This window comes from Streptomyces zhihengii, from assembly GCF_016919245.1.
GTDB classification, from domain to species: Bacteria; Actinomycetota; Actinomycetes; order Streptomycetales; family Streptomycetaceae; genus Streptomyces; species Streptomyces zhihengii.
On the sequence record NZ_JAFEJA010000001.1, the window covers coordinates 1,995,233 to 2,014,426 of the forward strand.

Consider the following 19,194-nt stretch of genomic DNA (forward strand, 5'->3'; position numbering starts at 1 on the left):
CCCGGGGAGGGGCGCGGGACGGCGCGGGGGAGGTGCACCGGGGCGCCCGGGGGGGGCGCCGCCGGTCCTAGTTGCGCCAGGTGTCGTTCAGCGCGATGCGGCTGGTGCCGACGGTGGCGGTGCGGTTGGCGCCGCTCTCCCAGGTGACGTTGCCGGCGGCGTCCTTGCGGATGTACTTGTACTCGAAGGCCGTGCCGGCGGGCAGGTCCACGTCCAGCTTCCACACGGGGTAGGACGCGGGGTCGAGCTTGCGGGCGCTGCCCGGGTTCCAGTTGCCGAGTTCGGCACGGTTGCCCGTCACGTAGATGTTCTGGCCCATGACGGTGGTGGCGTTGACCGCGAACGACGCCCCGGAGGTCACCGGGTCGGGGTCGGGGTCCGTGCCGCCGCCGCTGCACGTCCGGGCGTTCACGTGCAGCGCCACGGCCGTGCCCGCGCCGAGCGTGGCGGTGAACTGGCCGGATCCGTTCACCGTGACCGCGTTGCCGCTCTGGACGTCGCAGTAGGTGCCGGAGGGCAGGGACGTCTGGAAGGTGCGGGACAGCGACGAGCCCTCGTGGTTGATCGCCACGTACGCCTTGTCGCCGCGGCCGAAGGCGATCTGGTCGCCCCCGTTGTCCCACCAGTTCGTCACGGCCTGGCCGCGCGCCGTGTTGCGGAAGGCGACCATGGACGAGACCTCGCGCCAGGCGTGCTGGCACTTCCAGCCGTCGCTGTAGCAGGCGTTCACCTGGCCGCCGTTCGGCGGGCCGGCGTCGTGGTCGGAGAACTCGTAGCCGGAGTGGACGTCCGGGTTGCCGTACGGCCAGGCCAGCATGAAGACGTGCGCGAGCGTGTAGGCCGAGCCGTTCTTGTAGGTCATCGTGTCGCCGCCGCGCTCGGTGTCGTGGTTGGCGACGAACACGTTGGACTGGCCCGAGGGCATGAAGCCCCAGCCCTCGCCGAAGTTCTTCAGGTGGGCGAGGTTCTCGTTCTGGAAGACCTGCTTGAGGCTCCGTCCGTAGCGGAACTCCTGGACGTCGCCGCTGCCGAGGTACTCGGAGGGGGAGACCGCCTCGCCGGCGCCGTAGATGGCTTCGTGCTTCCAGTAGACGTTCGGGTTGGTCAGCCGGGACTTGATGTTCGACAGGTCGGCGGCCGCCATGTGCTTGGCGGCGTCGATGCGGAAGCCGTCGACGCCCAGCGAGAGCAGGTCGTTGAGGTATCCGGCGATCTTGCCGCGGACGTAGTCCTCACCGGTGTCCAGGTCCGCGAGCCCGACGAGCTCGCAGTTCTGCACGTTGCCGCGGTCGCCGTAGTTGTTGCCGATCTGCGTGGTGCAGTTGTCGAAGTCGGGCGCCGAATAGATGCCGGGGTAGTTGTACTTGGTGTACGACGAGCCGCCGGTGCCGGTGCCGCTGCCCGCGGACATGTGGTTGATGACCGAGTCGGCCACCACCTTCACGCCCGCCGCGTGACAGGTGTCGACCATGTTCTTGAACTGCGTCCGGTCGCCGAGGCGTCCGGCGATCCGGTAGGACACCGGCTGGTACGAGGTCCACCACTGGGCGCCCTGGATGTGCTCCTGGGGCGGGGAGACCTGGACGAAGCCGTAACCGGCCGGGCCCAGGCTGTCGGTGCACGCCTTGGCGACCGAGTCGAATTTCCACTCGAACATCACCGCGGTGACGTCCTTGTCGCCGGGCGGCGCGGCCTGTGCGACGGTGGTGGGGGCCGTGACGGCGACAGCGGCTCCTGCCACAACGGCGAGTGCCGCGGCCACGGTTCTTCTGGCCATTCTGTCCTCCTGCCGAGAGGGAGGTGGGGATGGGAGGGGGAGCCTCGAACGGCAACGCGCCATGCCCGCAAGGCCTTTTGAGAGTTCTTACGCAAGAAGTCTGAAACTTGTTGCGGTCGAGACCGTACGGCCCGGCTGCCACCCGGTCAACCCTTCGCACAGACCTTCGTCAGTACCTGTATGACGGCCGGGAAACGTATCCGTTCCGTGTCCGCAAACTCTTTCGCAAGGTGTTGCAGCGGTGTTACTTTCAACGACGACTCCGGTCCGGCCGGCCGGGGGTTCCGGTCCGTACCGGCACCTCACGCGCCCGGCCGGCCGGGCCGGTCACCCGGGTTCGCACACGGCGCTCCGCACCACCCCGCAGGAGCCCCGCCCCGGTGCGCCGAAGGGCCGGCACCGGCCGCGACACACGCGAACCGGCCCGGCCCCGGGCTCCTCCCCCACACCGCACTCCCGTGCGGGCCATCTCAGAGCGCCCGCACCCCCGGGGCGCCCGTCGAGCCGCGCACGACCAGCTCCGGCTGGAAGACGAACTCCGTGCGCTGCACCGGGTTTCCGCCGATCTCCTCGATCAGCGCGTCGACGGCGGCCGTGGCCATCGCCTGCACCGGCTGACGCACCGTCGTCAGCGGTGGGTCGGTGAACGCGATCAGCGGCGAGTCGTCGAAGCCGACCACCGAGATGTCGCCCGGCACGTCGAGCCCCCTGCTGCGCACCGCGCGGATCGCGCCGAGCGCCATCAGGTCGCTGGCGCACACGATGCCGGTGCAGCCCGCGTCCAGCAGCGCCCCGGCGGCCACCTGCCCGCCCTCCACGGTGAACAGCGTGGAGGTGACGAGCTCCTCCGCCTGCTCCTGGCTCAGCCCCAGCAGTGCCTGCGCGGCGGCGGTGAACCCCTCCGCCTTGCGGCGCGAGGGGACGTACCGGGTCGGGCCGACGGCCAGCCCGACGCGCTCGTGGCCGAGGTCCACGAGATGACGGACCGCCATCCGGGCGGCGCTGCGGTCGTCCGGTGACACGAAGTGCGCGTCGATCCGCTCGTTGAAGCCGTTGATCAGCACGAACGGGACCCCGCGCGCGGCCAGTTGGGCGTAGCGCGCCGGGTCCTCGGCGGTGTCCGCGTGCAGCCCCGACATGAAGATGATGCCGGTGACACCGCGCTGTTCGAGCTGCTCGACGAGCTCGTCCTCGGTGGCGCCGCCGGGCATCTGGGTGCACAGCACCGGGGTGTAGCCGTGACCGGCCAGCACCTGCTCGATGACCTGGGCGAACGCGGGGAAGATCGGGTTCGTCAGCTCCGGGATGACCAGTCCGACCAGCCCGGCGCTGCGCCGGCGCAGCCGCACGGGACGCTCGTAGCCGAGGACGTCCAGCGCCGCCAGCACCCGGTGCCGCGTCGGTGCCGCCACACCGGCCTTGCCGTTGAGCACCCGGCTGACCGTGGCCTCGCTGACCCCGGCCTGGAGGGCGAGGTCGGCCAGCCTCGGGACGGCGGCAGCGCCGTCCCGAGGCAGGGGGAGCGTCACACCGCCCACCAGACGGTGGTGTCCGCGGGCAGCTCGGCCTCGCCGCCGGTGACGGTGACGGTGTCGCTGGCGAGCAGCACCCGGCCGTGGGCGGGCACCCGCACCGGCTCGCCGGTGGTGTTGGCGGTGCACACGAAGCCGTCGCGGGCGAACGACAGCACGCCCTCGGGGGTGTCGAGCCACTCGACACCGTCCCCGGCGCCCATGCCCTGCTGGACCCGGCGCACGGCGAGCGCGCTGCGGTACAGCTCCAGCGTGGAGCCGGGGTCGCCGGTCTGGGTCTCGACGCTCAGCGAACCCCACTCGGCGGGCTGCGGCAGCCAGCTCCCGCCGTCGCCGAAGCCGTACGAGGAGCCCTCGGCCGTCCACGGGATCGGCACCCGGCAGCCGTCGCGGAAGCCGTCCTGGCCGGTGGCCCGCCAGAACGACGGGTCCTGGCGCACCTCGTCGGGCAGGTCGGTGACGTCGGGCAGGCCGAGCTCCTCGCCCTGGTAGATGTAGGCCGAGCCGGGCAGCGCCAGCATCAGCAGGGTGGCCGCGCGGGCGCGGCGCAGGCCGAGCTCGCGGTCGCCGGCCTCGCGGAGCTGGGTGCCGAGCCCCGCGGGGTTGGCGAAGCGGGTGGCGTGGCGGGTCACGTCGTGGTTGGAGAGCACCCAGGTGGTGGGCGCGCCGACCGGGCGCATCGCGGCGAGCGAGGCGTCGATGACCTTGCGCAGCTCGGCCGCGTCCCAGTGGGTGCCGAGGTACTGGAAGTTGAAGGCCTGGTGCATCTCGTCGGGGCGCACGTAGTTGGCGGTGCGCTCGACGGTGGGGGTCCACGCCTCGGCGACGAGCACCCGGTTGTCGCCGTACTCGGCGAGGACCTGGCGCCAGCTCCGGTACACCTCGTGCACGCCGTCCTGGTCGAAGAAGGGCATGACATCGTTTCCGAGCAGCTTGAGCTGGTCGTGTCCGCCGATGTCCGGCAGGCCCTCGGCCTTGATCAGGCCGTGGGCGACGTCCACCCGGAAGCCGTCGACGCCCATGTCCAGCCAGAAGCGCAGGATGGAGCGGAACTCGTCGCGGACGGCCGGGTGCTCCCAGTTGAAGTCGGGCTGCTCGGGCGCGAAGAGGTGGAGGTACCACTCGCCGTCGTCGGTGCGGGTCCAGGCCGGGCCGCCGAAGATGGACTCCCAGTCGTTGGGGGGCAGCTCGCCGTTCTTCCCCTTGCCGGGACGGAAGTGGTAGCGCTCGCGCAGCGGGGAGCCGGGGCCCTCGGCCAGCGCGCGCTGGAACCACTCGTGCCGGTCGGACGAGTGGTTGGGCACCAGGTCGACGATGATCCGCAGGCCCAGGCCGTGGGCCTCGCGGATGAGGGCGTCGGCGTCCAGCAGGCTGCCGAACATCGGGTCGATGGCACGGTAGTCGGCGACGTCGTATCCGGCGTCGGCCTGCGGGGACGCGTAGAAGGGGCTGAGCCAGACGGCGTCGACACCGAGGTCGCGCAGGTACGGCAGCCGGCTGCGGATGCCCTCCAGATCGCCCATGCCGTCGCCGTTTCCGTCGGCGAAGCTGCGCGGGTAGACCTGGTAGATCACCGCGTCGCGCCACCAGCCCGTGTCCGTGCCGGAGGTGGGGGCGGCGGGGGCAGCAAGGTGCTGGGTCATGTCATCCCTGGAAGTCATAGGGGTCGGGTGCGGCGCCGGTCCGGGGTACAGGCACGGACCGGCGCCGCGGCTTCATGCGCGCGGGTGCTCAGCCCTTGACGGCGCCGGCCGACATGCCGGTCACCAGGTGGCGCTGGGCGAAGAGGAAGACGATCGCCGCGGGGATGGCGATGAGCACCGAGGCGGCGGTCATCGGGCCCCACTGGGCGCCGTACTGGTTGACGAACTTCTGGAGACCGCCGGCCAGCGTCATGTTCTCGTCACCGACCATGAACGCGGACGCGTAGGCGACCTCGCCCCAGGCGGTGATGAAGGAGTAGAACGCGGTCACCGCGATGCCGGGCTTGGCGAGCGGCAGGATCAGCCTCCGGAAGGTGCCGAACGGCGTGAGCCCGTCGACCTGTCCCGACTCGTCGATCTCCATCGGGATGGTGTCGAAGAAGCCCTTCATCATCCAGGCGCAGAACGGCACGGCGATGGTCAGGTAGGTGATGACCAGGCCGGCGGGCTCGTTGAGCAGGCCCATCGCCGCCATGATGTTGTAGATCGGCACGATCAGGACGGCGACCGGGAACATCTGCGTGATCAGCAGCGTCCACATCAGGCCGCGCTTGCCGGGGAACCGGAAGCGGCTGACGGCGTAGCCGGTCGTGGAGGCGACGAACACCCCGAGCACGGTGGTCAGTCCGGCGACGAGCAGCGAGTTGCCGAACCAGGTGAGGAACGGGGTGTCCTCCAGCAGTCCGGTGTAGTTCTCGAGCGTCGTCTCCTTGACGAAGTCCGTGGTGGTCGCGTACTTCGCCGGCTTGAGCGAGGTCAGCAGGACCCACAGCACGGGGAAGACGGCGATCACGGACGCCACCAGCAGCGTGGCGTGCAGACCGAAGGAGGCCAGGGGCGAACGGTGGTTCCGGCCGCGGCTGCGGCGCGGGGACTCGACTGCGGTGGTCACCAGACTTCTCCCTGCTTGCGGAGGACTCGCCGGTAGACCGCGGCGAAGAGCATCAGGAGGACCAGGATCAGCACACCCCACGTGGAGGACTGCGCGAAGTCGCGCGGGCTGATCTCGAACGAGAACTTGTAGGCCTGGGTGACGAGGATCTGTGTGGCCTCGCCGGGCCCGCCCCTGGTGAGCAGGAAGATCACCGGGAACATGTTGAAGGTCCAGATGGTGCTGAGCAGGATCACCGTGGTGCTCACCGAGCGCAGCCCGGGCATGGTGATGTTGCGGAACCGCTGCCAGGGACCGGCGCCGTCCATCTCGGCGGCCTCGTAGAGCTCACCGGGGATGGACTGCAGACCGCCGAGCAGGGCGACCATCATGAACGGGATGCCGAGCCAGACGTTGACGGCGATGACCGAGAACTTGGCCCAGGTGGGGTCGTTGAGCCAGGGCACCGCGTCGATGCCGACGCCGCCGAGCATCTGGTTGAGCAGACCGTTGTTCTCGTTGTAGAGGAACCGCCAGGCGAAGACGGACACGAAGCCCGGCACGGCCCACGGCAGGATGAGGAACATCCGGTAGAAGGAGCGGCCGGCTATCCGGCGGTTGAGCATGTTGGCCAGGGCGAGGCCCAGCACGAAGGTGACGGCGACGCAGGAGACCGTCCACACCAGCGTCCAGCCCAGCGTCTCGAAGAACTGCGAGCCGCTGAGCGCTTCCTTGTAGTTGTCGAGGCCCACGAACTCGTACGTCGCGGGGATCTCGTTGACGCCGATGGACCGCGCGACATTGCGCTCGTTGGCGTCGGTGAGCGACAGGTAGATACCGCGCACGAGCGGGTATCCGATGATCACGGCGATCACGATCGTCACCGGAGCGACCATCGCCCACGCGTACCAGTGCGTGGAGAGGGAACGGCGGACCTTTCCCGCGGGCTTGCCAGGACGGCGGCTCCGGCCGCGGGCGTCGTCGCCCGCGGCCTTCGCCACCGACTGGCTGCTGGTGTCCACAGCCATCAGCCGGTCAACCTTCCTTGGTTACTTCCAGTCCTTGAGGAGCTTGCGGTACTCCTCGGCGGTGGCCTTGACGCCCTTCTCCGGGGTGGTCTGGCCGGTGAGGACCTTGGTGTACTCGGTCACCAGCGGCGCGAAGAGGCTGCCGGTCTCCGGGATCCAGGGGCGCTCGACCGCCTTGTCGACGACCGGGCGGAAGAAGCCGACGATCTCGTTGCTCGCGACACCCGGCTGCGAGTAGACGGAGTTGCGGGTCGGGAGCAGGCTGAGCTCCTGGGCGACCTTGGCCTGGTTGTCGGCGTTGGTCATGTAGTCCACGAACGCGTAGGAGGCGTCGAGGTTCTTGGAACCGGCGTAGACGGCGAGGTTGTGACCGCCCTGCGGGGCGCCCTGGCCGGCGGAGCCCGCGGGGACCGGGGCGATGCCCAGGTTGGCCTTGTCGGTGAACTGCGCGCCCGCGTAGGTGTCGGCGACGGCCCACGGGCCGTTGATCATCATCGCGACCTCGCCTTCCTTGAAGGCGGTCTGCATGTTGTTCCAGCCGTCGGTCGCGTCGGTCCTGGCGGCGCCCGAGTCGACGAGGTCCTTGACGACCGTCATGGCCTTGGTGCCGGCGGGGCTGTCGATGGTGACCGACTTCGCCTTGGCGTCGACGAGGTCGCCGCCCTCGCCGTAGAGGAAGGAGAGGAACCAGTAGGCGTCGTCACCGCGGAGGTAGAGGCCGGTCTTGCCGGTCTTGTCCTTGATGGCGGCGGAGACGGTCTTCAGCTCGTCGATGGTCTTGGGGACCTCGACACCGGCGTCCTTGAAGATCTTCTTGTTGTAGAAGATGCCCATGGAGTCGATGACCTGCGGCACGGCGTAGGTCTTGCCGTCGTACTTGGTGGAGGCGGCGGCCTGCTTGAGGAAGTCGTCCTCCTCCTTCAGGGCGGCGGTGCCCTCCAGCGGCGCGAGGTAGCCGAGGTCGGCGAACTCGGGGGTCCAGGCGACCTCGGAGCGGATGACGTCGGGGGCGCCCGAGCCGGACTGCGCGGCGTTCTTGAACTTGTTCTGCGCCTCGCCGAAGGGGACGTTGACGTACTTCACCTTCACCTTGGGGTGCAGCTTGGTGAAGTCCTCGGCGATCTTCTTGAAGACCTTGTCCTCGCTGCCGACCGTCGAGGTGTCCCACCAGGTGACGGTGCCGCTGAGCTCGCCCGAGCTCTTGCTGCCGCTGTCGCCGCCGTCGTCCCCACCGCACGCCGTCGCCGACACGGCCAGTGCCGCGACCAGAGCGGTGGCCGCTATGCCACGCCGCATGTGAACTCCTTCGATGTGCCCGACAGGGGCGGAGGCGCAGACCTGCCTCCCGCCGTCCGCTCCCTCGCGGTGCCGGGTTGCCAGGAACGTAACAGGGCTGAAAACCATCGGAAAGACCTTGCGGCAAATTTCTGCAAGGACAGGGGATCGTTACATTCACGTGTCCTGAGAGTTGCCGACACATCCCTTGACACGGCCGGGAACCAGAGTGCCGCCTGCTGCAAGGCCCCGGCAAGAGCCTCGCAAGGCTTTGCAGCGATGTGACACGACTCTCCTGCTCCAAGGCCCCGCGGAGGCCCGAAACCGCTGAATCCCGCATCTGGTGGGCAATCGTGCGCCCGACCGGTACAGTCCACTTCCATGACCGCGCGGCTCGCCGACATCGCAGCCCAGGCGGGGGTCAGTGAAGCCACAGTCAGCCGCGTGCTCAACGGCAAGCCCGGCGTGGCCGCGGCCACCCGCGAATCCGTTCTCGCCGCACTCGACGTGCTCGGCTACGAACGTCCGGTCCGCCTGCGGCAGCGCAGCGCCGGCCTCGTCGGACTGATAACCCCCGAGCTGGACAACCCGATCTTCCCCGCCCTCGCCCAGGTGATCGGCCAGGCGCTGACCCGCCAGGGATACACGCCCGTGCTCGCCACCCAGACCCCGGGCGGCTCCACCGAGGACGAACTGACCGAGATGCTGGTGGACCGGGGCGTCTCCGGGATCATCTTCGTCTCCGGACTGCACGCGGACACCACGGCCGACATGCAGCGCTACGACCGGCTGCGCGCCCAGGGCGTGCCCTACGTCCTGGTCAACGGCTTCTCCCCCAAGGTGCAGGCCCCCTTCGTGTCGCCCGACGACCGGGCCGCGATGCACCTGGCGGTGACCCACCTCGCCGCGCTCGGCCACACCCGCATCGGCCTGGCCCTCGGGCCCCGCCGCTTCGTGCCGGTGCTGCGCAAGATCGAGGGCTTCCAGCACGCCATGGCCGAACGGCTCGGCGTCGCGCCCGAGGAGTCCGAGGAGCTGATCCAGCACTCGCTCTACACCCTGGAGGGCGGGCAGGCCGCCGCCGCCGGCCTGATCGGCCGCGGCTGCACCGCGGTCGTCTGCGCCAGCGACATGATGGCGCTCGGCGCGATCCGCGCCGCCCGGCAGCAGGGGCTGCACGTCCCGAAGGACATCTCCGTGGTGGGCTTCGACGACTCGCCGCTCATAGCGTTCACCGACCCGCCGCTGACCACCATCCGCCAGCCCGTCCAGGCGATGGGCCAGGCGTCCGTGCGCGCGCTGCTGGAGGAGATAGGGGGCACCCCCGCCCCGCACAGCGAGTTCGTCTTCATGCCGGAACTCGTCGTCCGCGGCTCGACCGCCTCCTCCCCCACCCGCCCCGCGGCCGACGCCTGACCCGCCGCGAGGCGGGGCGGGTCAGGTCCTGGACGCGCCTCCCGGCGGCAGACGCGTCCCCCGGGGGCCCCGCCCCTCACGCCCCCGTCAGCAGCGCCTCCAGGGCGTCCGCCGTGGCCGGGTGGCGGCTGAGAAGGGCCGCGCCCGGCGGGGCGGCGGCCGCCGGCTCCCAGGAGCCCTCCCACCCCAGCAGTTCCGCCACCGCGTCACCGGTCGCCCGGTGGGCGCGGAGCAGGGCGGCGCCGTGGGGAGCCCGGGCCGCGCCCGGGGCCGCTGCGGGCGCGGCGTGCTGCTCGCGCCACGGCGGGACCCAGGCGTCCAGCGCCGCGAGCCGCGCGGGGAAGACCCGCCCCGCCTCGCGGATCAGCAGCGGCGCCAGCTCCGATGCCGTCGAGCGCAGCGTCGTGATCAGGCTGGGCAGCCACGGCAGCAGGACCGGGTCCGGGAGGCGGGCGAACGCGTTGGAGACCGCCTCGACCACCACGTCCGCCAGGCCCGGCACCGGCTCCAGCGCATGGACGAATCCACTGAGGTAGCGCGGATAGGCGGGCACCACCATGGGGTTGGCGAGCAGGTCGTCGCAGCGCTCGCGCAGCTCCTGCCGGGACAGGGTGCCGAGCTGCACCTGCGCCGCCCACAGCAGCGCCGTCTTCGCCGGGTCGCGCGGATGGCACTGGGCCACCGCGAGCTCCAGCTGCGCCCGGTCGCAGCCCAGCGACAGGGCGAGGCCCTCCATGCTGAAGAGGAACCCGAGCATGGCCGCGACCTGGCCCACGGTCGCCTCCTCGTCGGCGAACGCCGTCGGGAGCTGTGTGCAGTAGTGGGCGTAGCCGGTCCTGACGAAGGACTCGATCCACGGCGGCAGCACGGGCTCGGCGGTGCGGTAGTAGGCGAGGAGCCCGCGCACCCGGCGCAGCACCTCCGGGGCGCCGTCGACGCTGCGCTCGCCGGCGAGCACCTCCAGCGCCCGGGTGCCCAGTTCCCCGGCGAGGCGGCGGCTGCGCAGATGGAGCGTGGCGTCCTCGACGGCGGCCAGCACCGTCGCCGTGCGGGCCTGCGCGTCCCAGGCGGCCCGGCGCAGCCGCTGTTCCAGGACCTGCTCGATGCTGACGCCCTCGTAGCCGAGCTCGATGAGCGCCCGCTGGTGGGTGCCGAGCGCCAGGTCCCAGGACTCCTGGATCGAGGTCGTGCCGAGCCGCCGCTCCCCCATGATCGGGCGGGCCGCGCCGTGCGGCATCAGCCTGCGCAGCATCCACAGCACGTCGGAACAGGCCGCGAGCTCCGGCCGGGAGGCCAGGTCGAGCAGCGCCCGCTGCACACCGCGCTTCTCCAGCGCCAGCCCGAGCGGCGCGAGCCGGTCGTGCACGTCCCGGGCGAGCGGGGGCAGCGCGTCGTAGCCGACCTGCCCGATCCGGTCGCCGCCCATCATGATCTCGACGAGCCGGCGCACGTCACGGCGTCCGGGCACCGAGTCCTTCTCGATGCAGGTGATCGCCGCGTCCTGGAAGTCGTACGGCGTGGGCCGGGCCCGGTCGCGCATGCCGGCGAGCAGGATCGACGTCTCGAAGACGGCGATGGCGTCGGCGGTGGAGGCGAGGTAGCCGTTGCGGCGGGCCGCGCGCACGATGTCGACGGACCAGCCGAGCAGTTCGGCCTCGTCGAGGTGGTCGGGCACGGGCGGCTGCCGCAGGTATCCGGAGAGGCGGTCCCCGGCGGGCGGCGCCCCGGCCGCCGGGGACGGCGGAGTGGAGGTCTTGCGGGCACGGGGCTTCGCCGCGCCCGCCTGCCCGGCCAGCCGGAACGGCTCGACCCGGGTGCGCCGGAGGTTCTTGGCCCAGGTGGTGGCGGCGATCGACACCGATCCCGCGGCCAGCCCGAACTGCGCCTCGATGGCCGCGTGGCTGGACGGGATGAGACCGTGCTGCCAGGTGGTGGCCGACCGCGGGGTGATCTCGAAGGTGTCCGTGCCCGCGACCCCGAACTCGGCGACCCGGCTGGCCGCGTGGAAGGCGCCGCAGACGTAGAGGCAGTCCGCGGGGTCGGTGCCGGTGGCGGACAGGTGTGCGCGCATCCGGGTCCACATGTGGCGTTCCCGGTCCTCGTCCACCCGCATCCGGCCCGGGTCGCCCGGGGCGAGACGGCGGAACAGGCTGCCGATGAGCAGCATGACCTGACGGTAGGTGTCGTGGTCGCTGTCGCCGAGCGGCAGCTCCACGTACTGGTGCCACCACTCCGACCAGTGCCGCACCCGGCCGTGGCGGAGCAGGTGTTCCTCCAGCTCGGCGAAGCGCGGCCGGAGGTCGCCCATCTCCACGCCGACGGCCTCGCCGTGCAGTGCGGCCTCCTCCTCGGCGGGCCGGGCGGACGCGCTCTCGGGGCCGGCGGCGGGCCCGTCGGGGTCCTCGGCGCGCCGGTCCCACTGGAAGACGTGGTCCGAGGAGCGGTCCACGAGGACCAGTTCGACGCCCGGGGTGTCCAGGGCGTAGGCGATGGCCTGGTACTCGGCCGACGCCTCGGTGATCGGGGCGACCACCGACAGCGGCGACCACTCGGGCGGGAAGTCGCGGACCTCGCCGGCGAACGCCTGCACCGCCACCGGCAGCCGGCAGTTGCGCAGCTCGGTGAGGATCGGCGCCATGTCCTCGCACAGCTCCAGGTAGACGACCCTGGGCCGCTTCTCGCGCAGCCGCCGGGCCATGGCGGTCGCCGAGGCGGGCGAGTGGTGGCAGACCGGGAAGATCTCCAGCGGCTCGCCGAGGGCCCGGTCGACGTCGTCGACCATGCCGAGGAGGATGCCCTCCAGGGCGCCGGGGCCGTCGGCGAACGCGGCCGCGGCCTCGTGCAGTTGGCCGCGCAGCGCCTCGAAGGTGTCTTCGGCGGCGGTGGCCGGCGGGGTGCCGGCGGGTGCTCCGCTCATGACAGGGTGGCGATCGCGTCGCGGCCGCCCTCCAGGAACTCGGGCCAGGAGCCGCCCTCGGACTTGCTGCGCGGCTCGACGACACCGTGCAGGTACTTGTTGAGGATGGCCAGGTCCTCCGGTTCGCGGCGGGCCAGGGAGCCGACCAGCGAGGAGGCCAGCGTCCGTGCGGTGAGGGCCCGTTCGCCGAAGAAGTCGCTGTGCAGGACGGCGTCCTCCAGCACACCGATCTGCTCGGCGGTGGAGAGCGCGGACTCCAGCTTCTCGTCGTCGCTGCCGGCCGCCGCCGCGGAGGCCCGCAGGTCGGCGAAGCTCTGGAGCAGCACGTCCAGCAGGGTCGGCGGCACGTCCAGGTCGATGGCGTGCCGGCGGAGCAGCTCCTCGGTGCGGAAGCGGACGATCTCCGCCTCGCTCTTCTTGTTGGTCACCACCGGGATGCGGACGAAGTTGAAGCGGCGCTTCAGCGCGGAGGAGAGGTCGTTGACACCGCGGTCGCGGCTGTTGGCGGTCGCGATGACGGAGAAGCCGGGCTTGGCGAAGACGATGTTGTCGCCGCCGTCGCTGTCCAGCTCGGGGACCGAGATGTACTTCTCGGACAGGATGGAGATCAGGGCGTCCTGGACGTCGCTGGTGGAGCGGGTGAGCTCCTCGAAGCGGCCGATCGTGCCGGTCTCCATCGCGGTCATGATCGGCGAGGGGATCATCGAGGCGCGCGACTGCCCCTTGGCGATGACCATGGAGACGTTCCAGGAGTACTTGACGTGGTCCTCGGTGGTGCCGGCCGTGCCCTGCACCACCAGGGTGGAGTTGCGGCTGATCGCGGCGGACAGCAGCTCCGCGAGCCAGCTCTTGCCGGTGCCGGGGTCGCCGATGAGCAGCAGGCCGCGGTCGGAGGCCAGGGTCACGATGGACCGCTCGACGAAGCTCCGGTCGCCGAACCACTTCTGGGAGATCTCCCGGTCCAGGCCGTCGGAGCGCTCGGACCCGAGGACGAACAGACGGACCATCTTCGGGGAGAGCCGCCAGGAGAAGGGCTTGGGGCCGTCGTCCACCGACTCCAGCCAGTCCAGCTCCTCGGCGTACTTGATCTCGGCGGGGGCGCGCAGCAGGTCGGACATGTCAGGGGCCTTTCTGGGACGTCTCAGGTGAGGAAGGTCTTGAGCTCGTGGACGAGCCGGTCGATGTGTCCGGAGATCACCGGGGTGCCGAGCGCCTTGAACCGCTCCCGGAACCAGGGGTTGACCTCCTGCCGTCCGGAGCTGGTCACCGAGCCGACGGGGATGAACTTCACGCCGGAGCGGTGGACCGCCTCGATGCCCTCGTAGAGGGGCTGGGAGCGGCCGAACTCGTAGAAGTCGGAGATCCACACCATCGCGGTGGAGCGCGGCTCGGCGATCTTCGGGCGGGCCATGGCCATCGCCACCGGACCGTCGTTGCCGCCGCCGAGGTTGGTGCGCAGCAGCACGTCGAACGGGTCGTGCACCCAGGGGGTGAGGTCGACGGCGCGGGTGTCGAACGCGATCAGGTGCACGTCGACCTTGGGCAGTCCGGCGAAGATCGAGGCGAGGATGGTGCAGTTGACCATCGAGTCGACCATGGAGCCGGACTGGTCGACCACCACGATCAGCCGCTGGGGTGTCGTGCGGCGCACGGTGTGGCGGTAGTAGAGGCGGTCGACGTAGAGCCGCTCCTCCTCCGGGCTCCAGTTGGTGAGGTTCTTCCAGACGGTGCGGTCGAGGTCGAGGTTGCGGAAGACCCGCTTCGGCGGGATCGAGCGGTCGAGGTCGCCTGCCGTGGCCTTCTCCACCTGGGTGCGCAGCACCTCGGCGACCTCGTCGACGTACCGGCGGATCAGCGATCTGGCGTTGGCGAGGGCGACACCGGAGAGGTTGTCCTTGTCGCGCAGCAGTTGCTCGATCAGGGACATGCTGGGCGTGAGCTGTGCGGCCAGCGTGGGATCGGCGAGCACCTCGCGCAGGCGCATCCGGGAGACGAGTCCGGCTTCGATTGCGCCCAGTTCGGGGCCGAGGCCCGTGGCGCCGCCGGCGTCGGAGCGGCCGCCCCGCAGGCCGCCGGGCGGGCAGCCGAGGGCGCGCTCCAGCCAGCCGGCGTCGGACTGCCAGCGGGCGAGCTGCCCCGCGGTGACCGTCCCGGAGCCGGTGGCGAAGACGTTGAGCAGCACCTTCGAGGCGAGTGCGGCGCGGCGCACCTCGGCGGCCCGGTCGCGCTGCCCGTCGGCGTCGGGCCCGGGGGTCATCAGCCCCTCCAGCTCGGCGGCGAGGCCGGGGTGGCGCTGGACGACGGAGTCGACGGACGCGCCCGGGTCGAGCAGCGCGGGCGGCAGGCCGATGTCCTCGACGACGGCGAGGCTCGCCGATTCGAGCGCCGGCTGCTCCTCGTGGTCGAAGAGGCGGGCGAGCAGGCGCCAGTAGAGCACCTGCCGGCGGTTGTCGTGGGCGTCGGGCACCGGGGCGTCCGCAGGAGTGGCGTCCGGCCCGGGGGCGTCCCCGACAGTGGCGTCGGGCACCGGCAGGTCCGCAACAGCGGCGTCGGACCCGGGGGCGTCCGCACCGGTGGCGGCGGGCGCGGGTGCGGGGGTGGGGTCGCTCATGCGCGCAGCAGCCTTCCCGCGCGTTCGCGCAGTACGGAGACGGCGTCGGTGGCGGCCTTCTCGGCCTTGGCACCGTTTTTGTCGGCGGTGCCCGCGGCCCACGCCCCGGCGTGGACCGCGACCGCCTTGCGGCGCACGGTGGTCTCCACGGCGAGGGGCTGCACACGGAACGCCCCCGCGTCCCAGCGGAGCAGCCCGATGCAGGCGCCGGAGGCCGCGACGGCCTCGGGGGTGAGCGGGCCCGCGACCGGGATGCGGTCGGTGTCGACGGCGAGGCGGTGGCCTGCCAGGTCGAACACGAGGGTGTCGCCGTCCCGGTCCGCGGTGTACCCCTCCAGCAGGACGGGCTCGGCGATGAGGGCCGGATGCCGGTCCAGGGGCGCGGTCGTCTGTCCGGCGGCGCCGGCCAGGGCCACCCGGGCGGTGGCGAAGGGATCGGCCGCCGCGCCCGGCTTCGCGTGCGCGTCGTCCCAGATCAGGTCGGAGCCCGCGGTGACCGGCATCGCGTCGAGCTCCATCGAGCGGCCCTCGCCGAAGGCGGCCAGGAGGGACGTGCGGGGGCGGAGCAACTGCCAGAGCCCGGCGCCCACGACGGTGTCGGGCTTGGGCGCCGACACCGAGGCGCGCACCAGGCGGGGCGCGGTGCCGTCCGCCGGCTCGAACACCGCGTGCACCTGGGCCTGGACGGCGGTCGGGTGCTCCTGGAGGTCGATGCCGAGCGGCAGCAGCCGGCCGGTGGCTGTGCCGGTGGCCGGGCGCCCGGCCGCGCCCCGGTGGGTGAGCAGCAGCGCACGCGCCCACAGGTCGGCCCAGCGGCGCACCGGGACCCGCTCCAGGCCCGCGCCCGGGCAGGAGGCGGCGAGTTCGGCGGCGAAGCCGTCGAGGAGCGCCGCGTGCCGGCGCAGCGCGGGGTCGGGGAGCATCGCGGCGACGACGGTGTCCGCCTGGGCGACGAGGTCGTGGTCGATGCCGTGCCAGCCGGCCCGGGCGAGGTCGCAGAGCCAGGCGCGGGCGGCGGCCCGCAGGTTGGCGCCGTGCCCGCCGGGCTCCGCGGCGAAGGACTCCTCGGCGCGGGTGCGTCCGGTGGCCTCGTCGGCGCGGGCGAGCAGGGCGTCGTGCGCCGCGCCGAGCAGGGCGGTGCGGGCGGCGGCGAGCGCGGTGAGGTGGTCCTCGCCGGCCGCTCCGGCCGCGGCCTTCCCGGCGGCCTCCTCGACCCGCGCGGCGAGCGGGGTCCCGGCGACGGCGCCGGCGAGCGCGGCCAGCCCCTCGGCCTGGGCCGGCTGCGGGCGCAGCAGCCCGTGGACGAGCGCCCGGTCGAAGGCGTCGACGGCGGCGAGGGCCTCGTCGAGGCCGTCGAGCGGCTCGGTCAGCGGATCGGCGCGCATCAGGCCACCGCCCTCGTCGGCGGGAACCACTGCATCTCGGGCAGCGGCGCGGTGGAGCCGGGCAGTTCGAGGTAGGCGAGGTGCCGCAGGAACCGGCTGAAGACGGGCGCGGCGGCCGAGGTGTCGCCCTGGGCGGGGCGGGTGGCGGTCATCGCGGCGACGATGCCGGCGGTGTCCGGGGCCGCGTCCCCGGTGTCGGCCTTCAGATGGCGGGCGACCCGCTCGGCGCCGTACTGGAGCACGGCCTCCCCGAGCAGGGCGCGGATGTGGTTGCAGAAGGAGCCCCGCGCGCCGCCGCAGGGCCGGTTGTTGTTGGTGCTGCACGCGAAGGCGTACGTACCGGCCGCGACGGACGACACGTAGACGCGGCCGATGTCCGACCCGCTGGACACCACTCCCTGCACCCGCCCGTCGGCCAGTTCGACGAACGGCACCTTGGCGAGCTTGCGTGGCCGCGCGGGCGCCGTCACCCGGACCGTGCTCGACTTCTCCCCATCCGACAACGGACCATCTCCAATGCACACGGGAGGCGTTCGCACCACTGCGGCGGAACGAGACGAACCTATCCGTGTGCACTGACAACGGCGCCGGGACCGCCCCGCGGCCCTCCCCGGCACGGCGCCAAGATCCCCCGCGGCCCGGCACGGCACAACGCCGGGGCCCGGCACGCGCCCCACGCGCGTCCCGGGCCCCGGCTCCCCTGCGTGTCAGCTCTTGACCGCTCCGGAGGTGATGCCGCCCACGATGTGCTTGCCGAGCACCGCGAACACGGCCAGCAGCGGCAGGGTCGCGATCAGCGCGCCGGTGAGCACGATGGCGTGGTTGATGCTGTGGTTGCCCGAGCCCAGGCCGGCGAGGGCCACCTGGAGGGTGGGTGATCCGTCCGGTGTCAGCGCGATGAACGGCCAGAAGAAGTCGTTCCACGCCTGGACGAAGATGAGCATCCCGAGCACCGCCATGGCGGGACGGGCGACCGGGAAGACCACGTGCCAGATGATGCGCAGGCTGTGCGCGCCGTCGACCCGGGCGGCCTCGATCAGTTCGACGGGCAGCGCCTCCAGCAGGTACTGCCGCATGAAGAACACACCGAACGCGGCGACCAGGCTGGGGAGGATGACCGACTGGAGCTGGTTGACCCAGCCGAACTCGGTGATGAGCTGGTACAGCGGGATCACACTGAGCTGCGGCGGGACGGTCATGGTCGCGACCACGATCGTCAGCAGCACGTTGCGGCCCTTGAACTCCAGCTTGGCGAAGGCGAATCCGGCGAGGGTGGCGAACAGCACGGTGCTGCACGCCACGGCTCCGGCGACGATCGTCGTGTTGATCAGCGCCTCGCCCATGTCGACCTGGTTCCAGGCGATGGAGAGGTTGTTGAACAGCTCCTTGCCCGGCAGCAGCGGGCTCGGCGCCTGCACGACGCGCTCGCCGGTGTGCGAGGCCGCCACCAGGTTCCAGTACAGCGGGAAGAGCGAGATCAGCGCCGCGAAGCCGAGCAGGACGTAGGTGAACGGCCCTGCGTGGTGCTGGCGTCCGGCCTTGGTCCCGAACCGCTTGCGCGGTGCCGGCGGCCGCCCGTGGGCCGGAGCGGGCCTGTTGAGGGCGTGCGTCATGAGCGGGCCGCTCCGTCCTTCTTCTTCCCCCGGCCGGACCGGCCGAGCAGGTGCTGAACGAGTCCGATGAGCAGCAGCAGGAGCAGCATCACCCAGGCGATGGCGGACGCCTGGCCGAGGGCGCCGGTGATCCAGCCCTTCTCGTACATCAGCAGGCTGAGGGTCTGGTACTGGTTGCCGCTGCCGCCGCCGATGCCGAGACTGCCGCCGAAGATCAGCGGCTCGCCGAAGAGCTGGGTGGCGCCGATCGTGGAGACGACGATGGTGAAGAGGATCGTCGGCTTGATCGAGGGGATCGTGATGCTGATGAACTGGCGGAACCGCGAGGCTCCGTCGAGCGCGGCGGCCTCGTAGAGGTCGTTCGGCACGGCCTGCATGGCGGCCAGGTAGATCAGCGCGTTGTAGCCGGTCCAGCGCCAGGTGACGATCGTGGAGATCGCGATCTGGGCGGGCCACTTCTCCGTCTCCCAGTTGACCGCGTCGATGCCGACGTAGCCGAGGAGCTGGTTGATCAGGCCGTAGTCGGTGTTGAAGAGCTGCGCGAAGACGAGCGCGGCGGCCGCGATGGAGGTGGCGTACGGGGCGAGGACGGCGACGCGGTAGAAACCGCGGCCGCGGATGCGGTAGTTGAGCAGGTGGGCCAGGCCCAGCGCCATCAGGAGCTGCGGCACGGTGGAGATGAGGCCGATGGTGAAGGTGTTGGCCAGCGCGTTCCAGAAGAAGTCGCTGTCCCAGAGCCGGAGGTAGTTGTCGAAGCCGCGCCACTCGGCCTCACCGCCGAGCTCGACCTTCTGGAGCGACAGCCAGCCGGTGTACACCAGCGGGAAGAGGCCGAAGGCGGCGAAGACGAGGAAGAACGGGGCGACGTAGACGTACGGCGTCGCCTTGAGGTCGAGCCGGTACAGGCGGCTGCGCCAGCCGTCCGGGTCGCGGTGCTTCTTCGGTTCCGTGGGGCTGCCCGACAGGACGACGGGGGGCGAGGCGTCCTGGTCGGGCTGGAGGGAGGTGGCCATCAGGCGCCCTTTCCCTGGTGAGTCATGAAGTTCATGGATGGACACGGAGCGCG

14 protein-coding genes are annotated in these 19,194 nt (G+C 71.6%); 1 reads left to right on the top strand and 13 read right to left on the bottom strand.

All coding sequences use genetic code 11. The features are described 5' to 3' along the window. Positions 1 to 67: 67 nt before the first annotated feature. The 6 genes from JE024_RS08230 to JE024_RS08255 all read right to left on the bottom strand — a co-directional run bounded on the left by JE024_RS08230 (position 68) and on the right by JE024_RS08255 (position 8,207). Entirely contained in the window at positions 68 to 1,777 is a 1,710-nt protein-coding gene (locus JE024_RS08230; protein ID WP_205372972.1) for a carbohydrate-binding module family 20 domain-containing protein, read from the bottom strand. 470 nt (positions 1,778 to 2,247) lie between these two features. Beyond that, the gene (locus tag JE024_RS08235; RefSeq protein ID WP_205372973.1) at positions 2,248 to 3,315 is read right to left on the bottom strand and encodes a LacI family DNA-binding transcriptional regulator; all 1,068 of its coding nucleotides are present in this window, start codon (positions 3,313 to 3,315) and stop codon (positions 2,248 to 2,250) included. Next, entirely contained in the window at positions 3,303 to 4,952 is a 1,650-nt protein-coding gene (locus tag JE024_RS08240; RefSeq protein ID WP_205372974.1) for a glycoside hydrolase family 13 protein, read from the bottom strand. Before JE024_RS08240 ends, JE024_RS08235 begins: the two co-directional genes overlap by 13 nt. Positions 4,953 to 5,040: 88 nt before the next feature. Further along, entirely contained in the window at positions 5,041 to 5,904 is an 864-nt protein-coding gene (locus tag JE024_RS08245) for a sugar ABC transporter permease (RefSeq protein WP_244882694.1), read from the bottom strand. Beyond that, positions 5,901 to 6,911, bottom strand: coding sequence for a carbohydrate ABC transporter permease (locus JE024_RS08250; protein WP_205372975.1), 1,011 nt, complete (start codon positions 6,909 to 6,911; stop codon positions 5,901 to 5,903). Before JE024_RS08250 ends, JE024_RS08245 begins: the two co-directional genes overlap by 4 nt. A gap of 21 nt (positions 6,912 to 6,932) precedes the next feature. Then, on the bottom strand, positions 6,933 to 8,207 hold the full coding sequence (locus JE024_RS08255; protein ID WP_205372976.1) for an extracellular solute-binding protein: 1,275 nt from the start codon (positions 8,205 to 8,207) through the stop codon (positions 6,933 to 6,935). A 360-nt stretch (positions 8,208 to 8,567) separates the two neighbouring features. Between JE024_RS08255 and JE024_RS08260 the strand changes: the two genes are divergently transcribed. Further along, entirely contained in the window at positions 8,568 to 9,602 is a 1,035-nt protein-coding gene (locus JE024_RS08260; RefSeq protein ID WP_205372977.1) for a LacI family DNA-binding transcriptional regulator, read from the top strand. A gap of 76 nt (positions 9,603 to 9,678) precedes the next feature. On the opposite strand, the gene JE024_RS08265 is transcribed toward JE024_RS08260, so the two are convergent. The 7 genes from JE024_RS08265 to JE024_RS08295 all read right to left on the bottom strand — a co-directional run bounded on the left by JE024_RS08265 (position 9,679) and on the right by JE024_RS08295 (position 19,141). After that, positions 9,679 to 12,519, bottom strand: a complete 2,841-nt coding sequence (locus tag JE024_RS08265; RefSeq protein ID WP_205372978.1) for a DUF5682 family protein — start codon at positions 12,517 to 12,519, stop codon at positions 9,679 to 9,681. Next, positions 12,516 to 13,637: an ATP-binding protein gene (locus tag JE024_RS08270; protein ID WP_205372979.1), complete on the bottom strand. Its 1,122-nt coding sequence runs from the start codon at positions 13,635 to 13,637 to the stop codon at positions 12,516 to 12,518. Before JE024_RS08270 ends, JE024_RS08265 begins: the two co-directional genes overlap by 4 nt. A 23-nt stretch (positions 13,638 to 13,660) precedes the next feature. Further along, a complete protein-coding gene (locus JE024_RS08275) occupies positions 13,661 to 15,130 on the bottom strand; it encodes a VWA domain-containing protein (RefSeq protein ID WP_205372980.1) in 1,470 nt (489 codons plus the stop codon). Then, complete coding sequence (locus JE024_RS08280; protein WP_205372981.1) at positions 15,127 to 16,545, bottom strand: hypothetical protein; 1,419 nt, start codon at positions 16,543 to 16,545, stop codon at positions 15,127 to 15,129. Before JE024_RS08280 ends, JE024_RS08275 begins: the two co-directional genes overlap by 4 nt. Then, a complete protein-coding gene (locus JE024_RS08285; protein ID WP_205372982.1) occupies positions 16,515 to 17,018 on the bottom strand; it encodes a hypothetical protein in 504 nt (167 codons plus the stop codon). The genes JE024_RS08280 and JE024_RS08285 overlap by 31 nt, the downstream gene beginning before the upstream one ends. A gap of 204 nt (positions 17,019 to 17,222) precedes the next feature. Continuing rightward, positions 17,223 to 18,128, bottom strand: coding sequence for a carbohydrate ABC transporter permease (locus tag JE024_RS08290; protein WP_205372983.1), 906 nt, complete (start codon positions 18,126 to 18,128; stop codon positions 17,223 to 17,225). After that, entirely contained in the window at positions 18,125 to 19,141 is a 1,017-nt protein-coding gene (locus JE024_RS08295) for a carbohydrate ABC transporter permease (protein ID WP_205372984.1), read from the bottom strand. The genes JE024_RS08290 and JE024_RS08295 overlap by 4 nt, the downstream gene beginning before the upstream one ends. Positions 19,142 to 19,194: the final 53 nt, after the last annotated feature.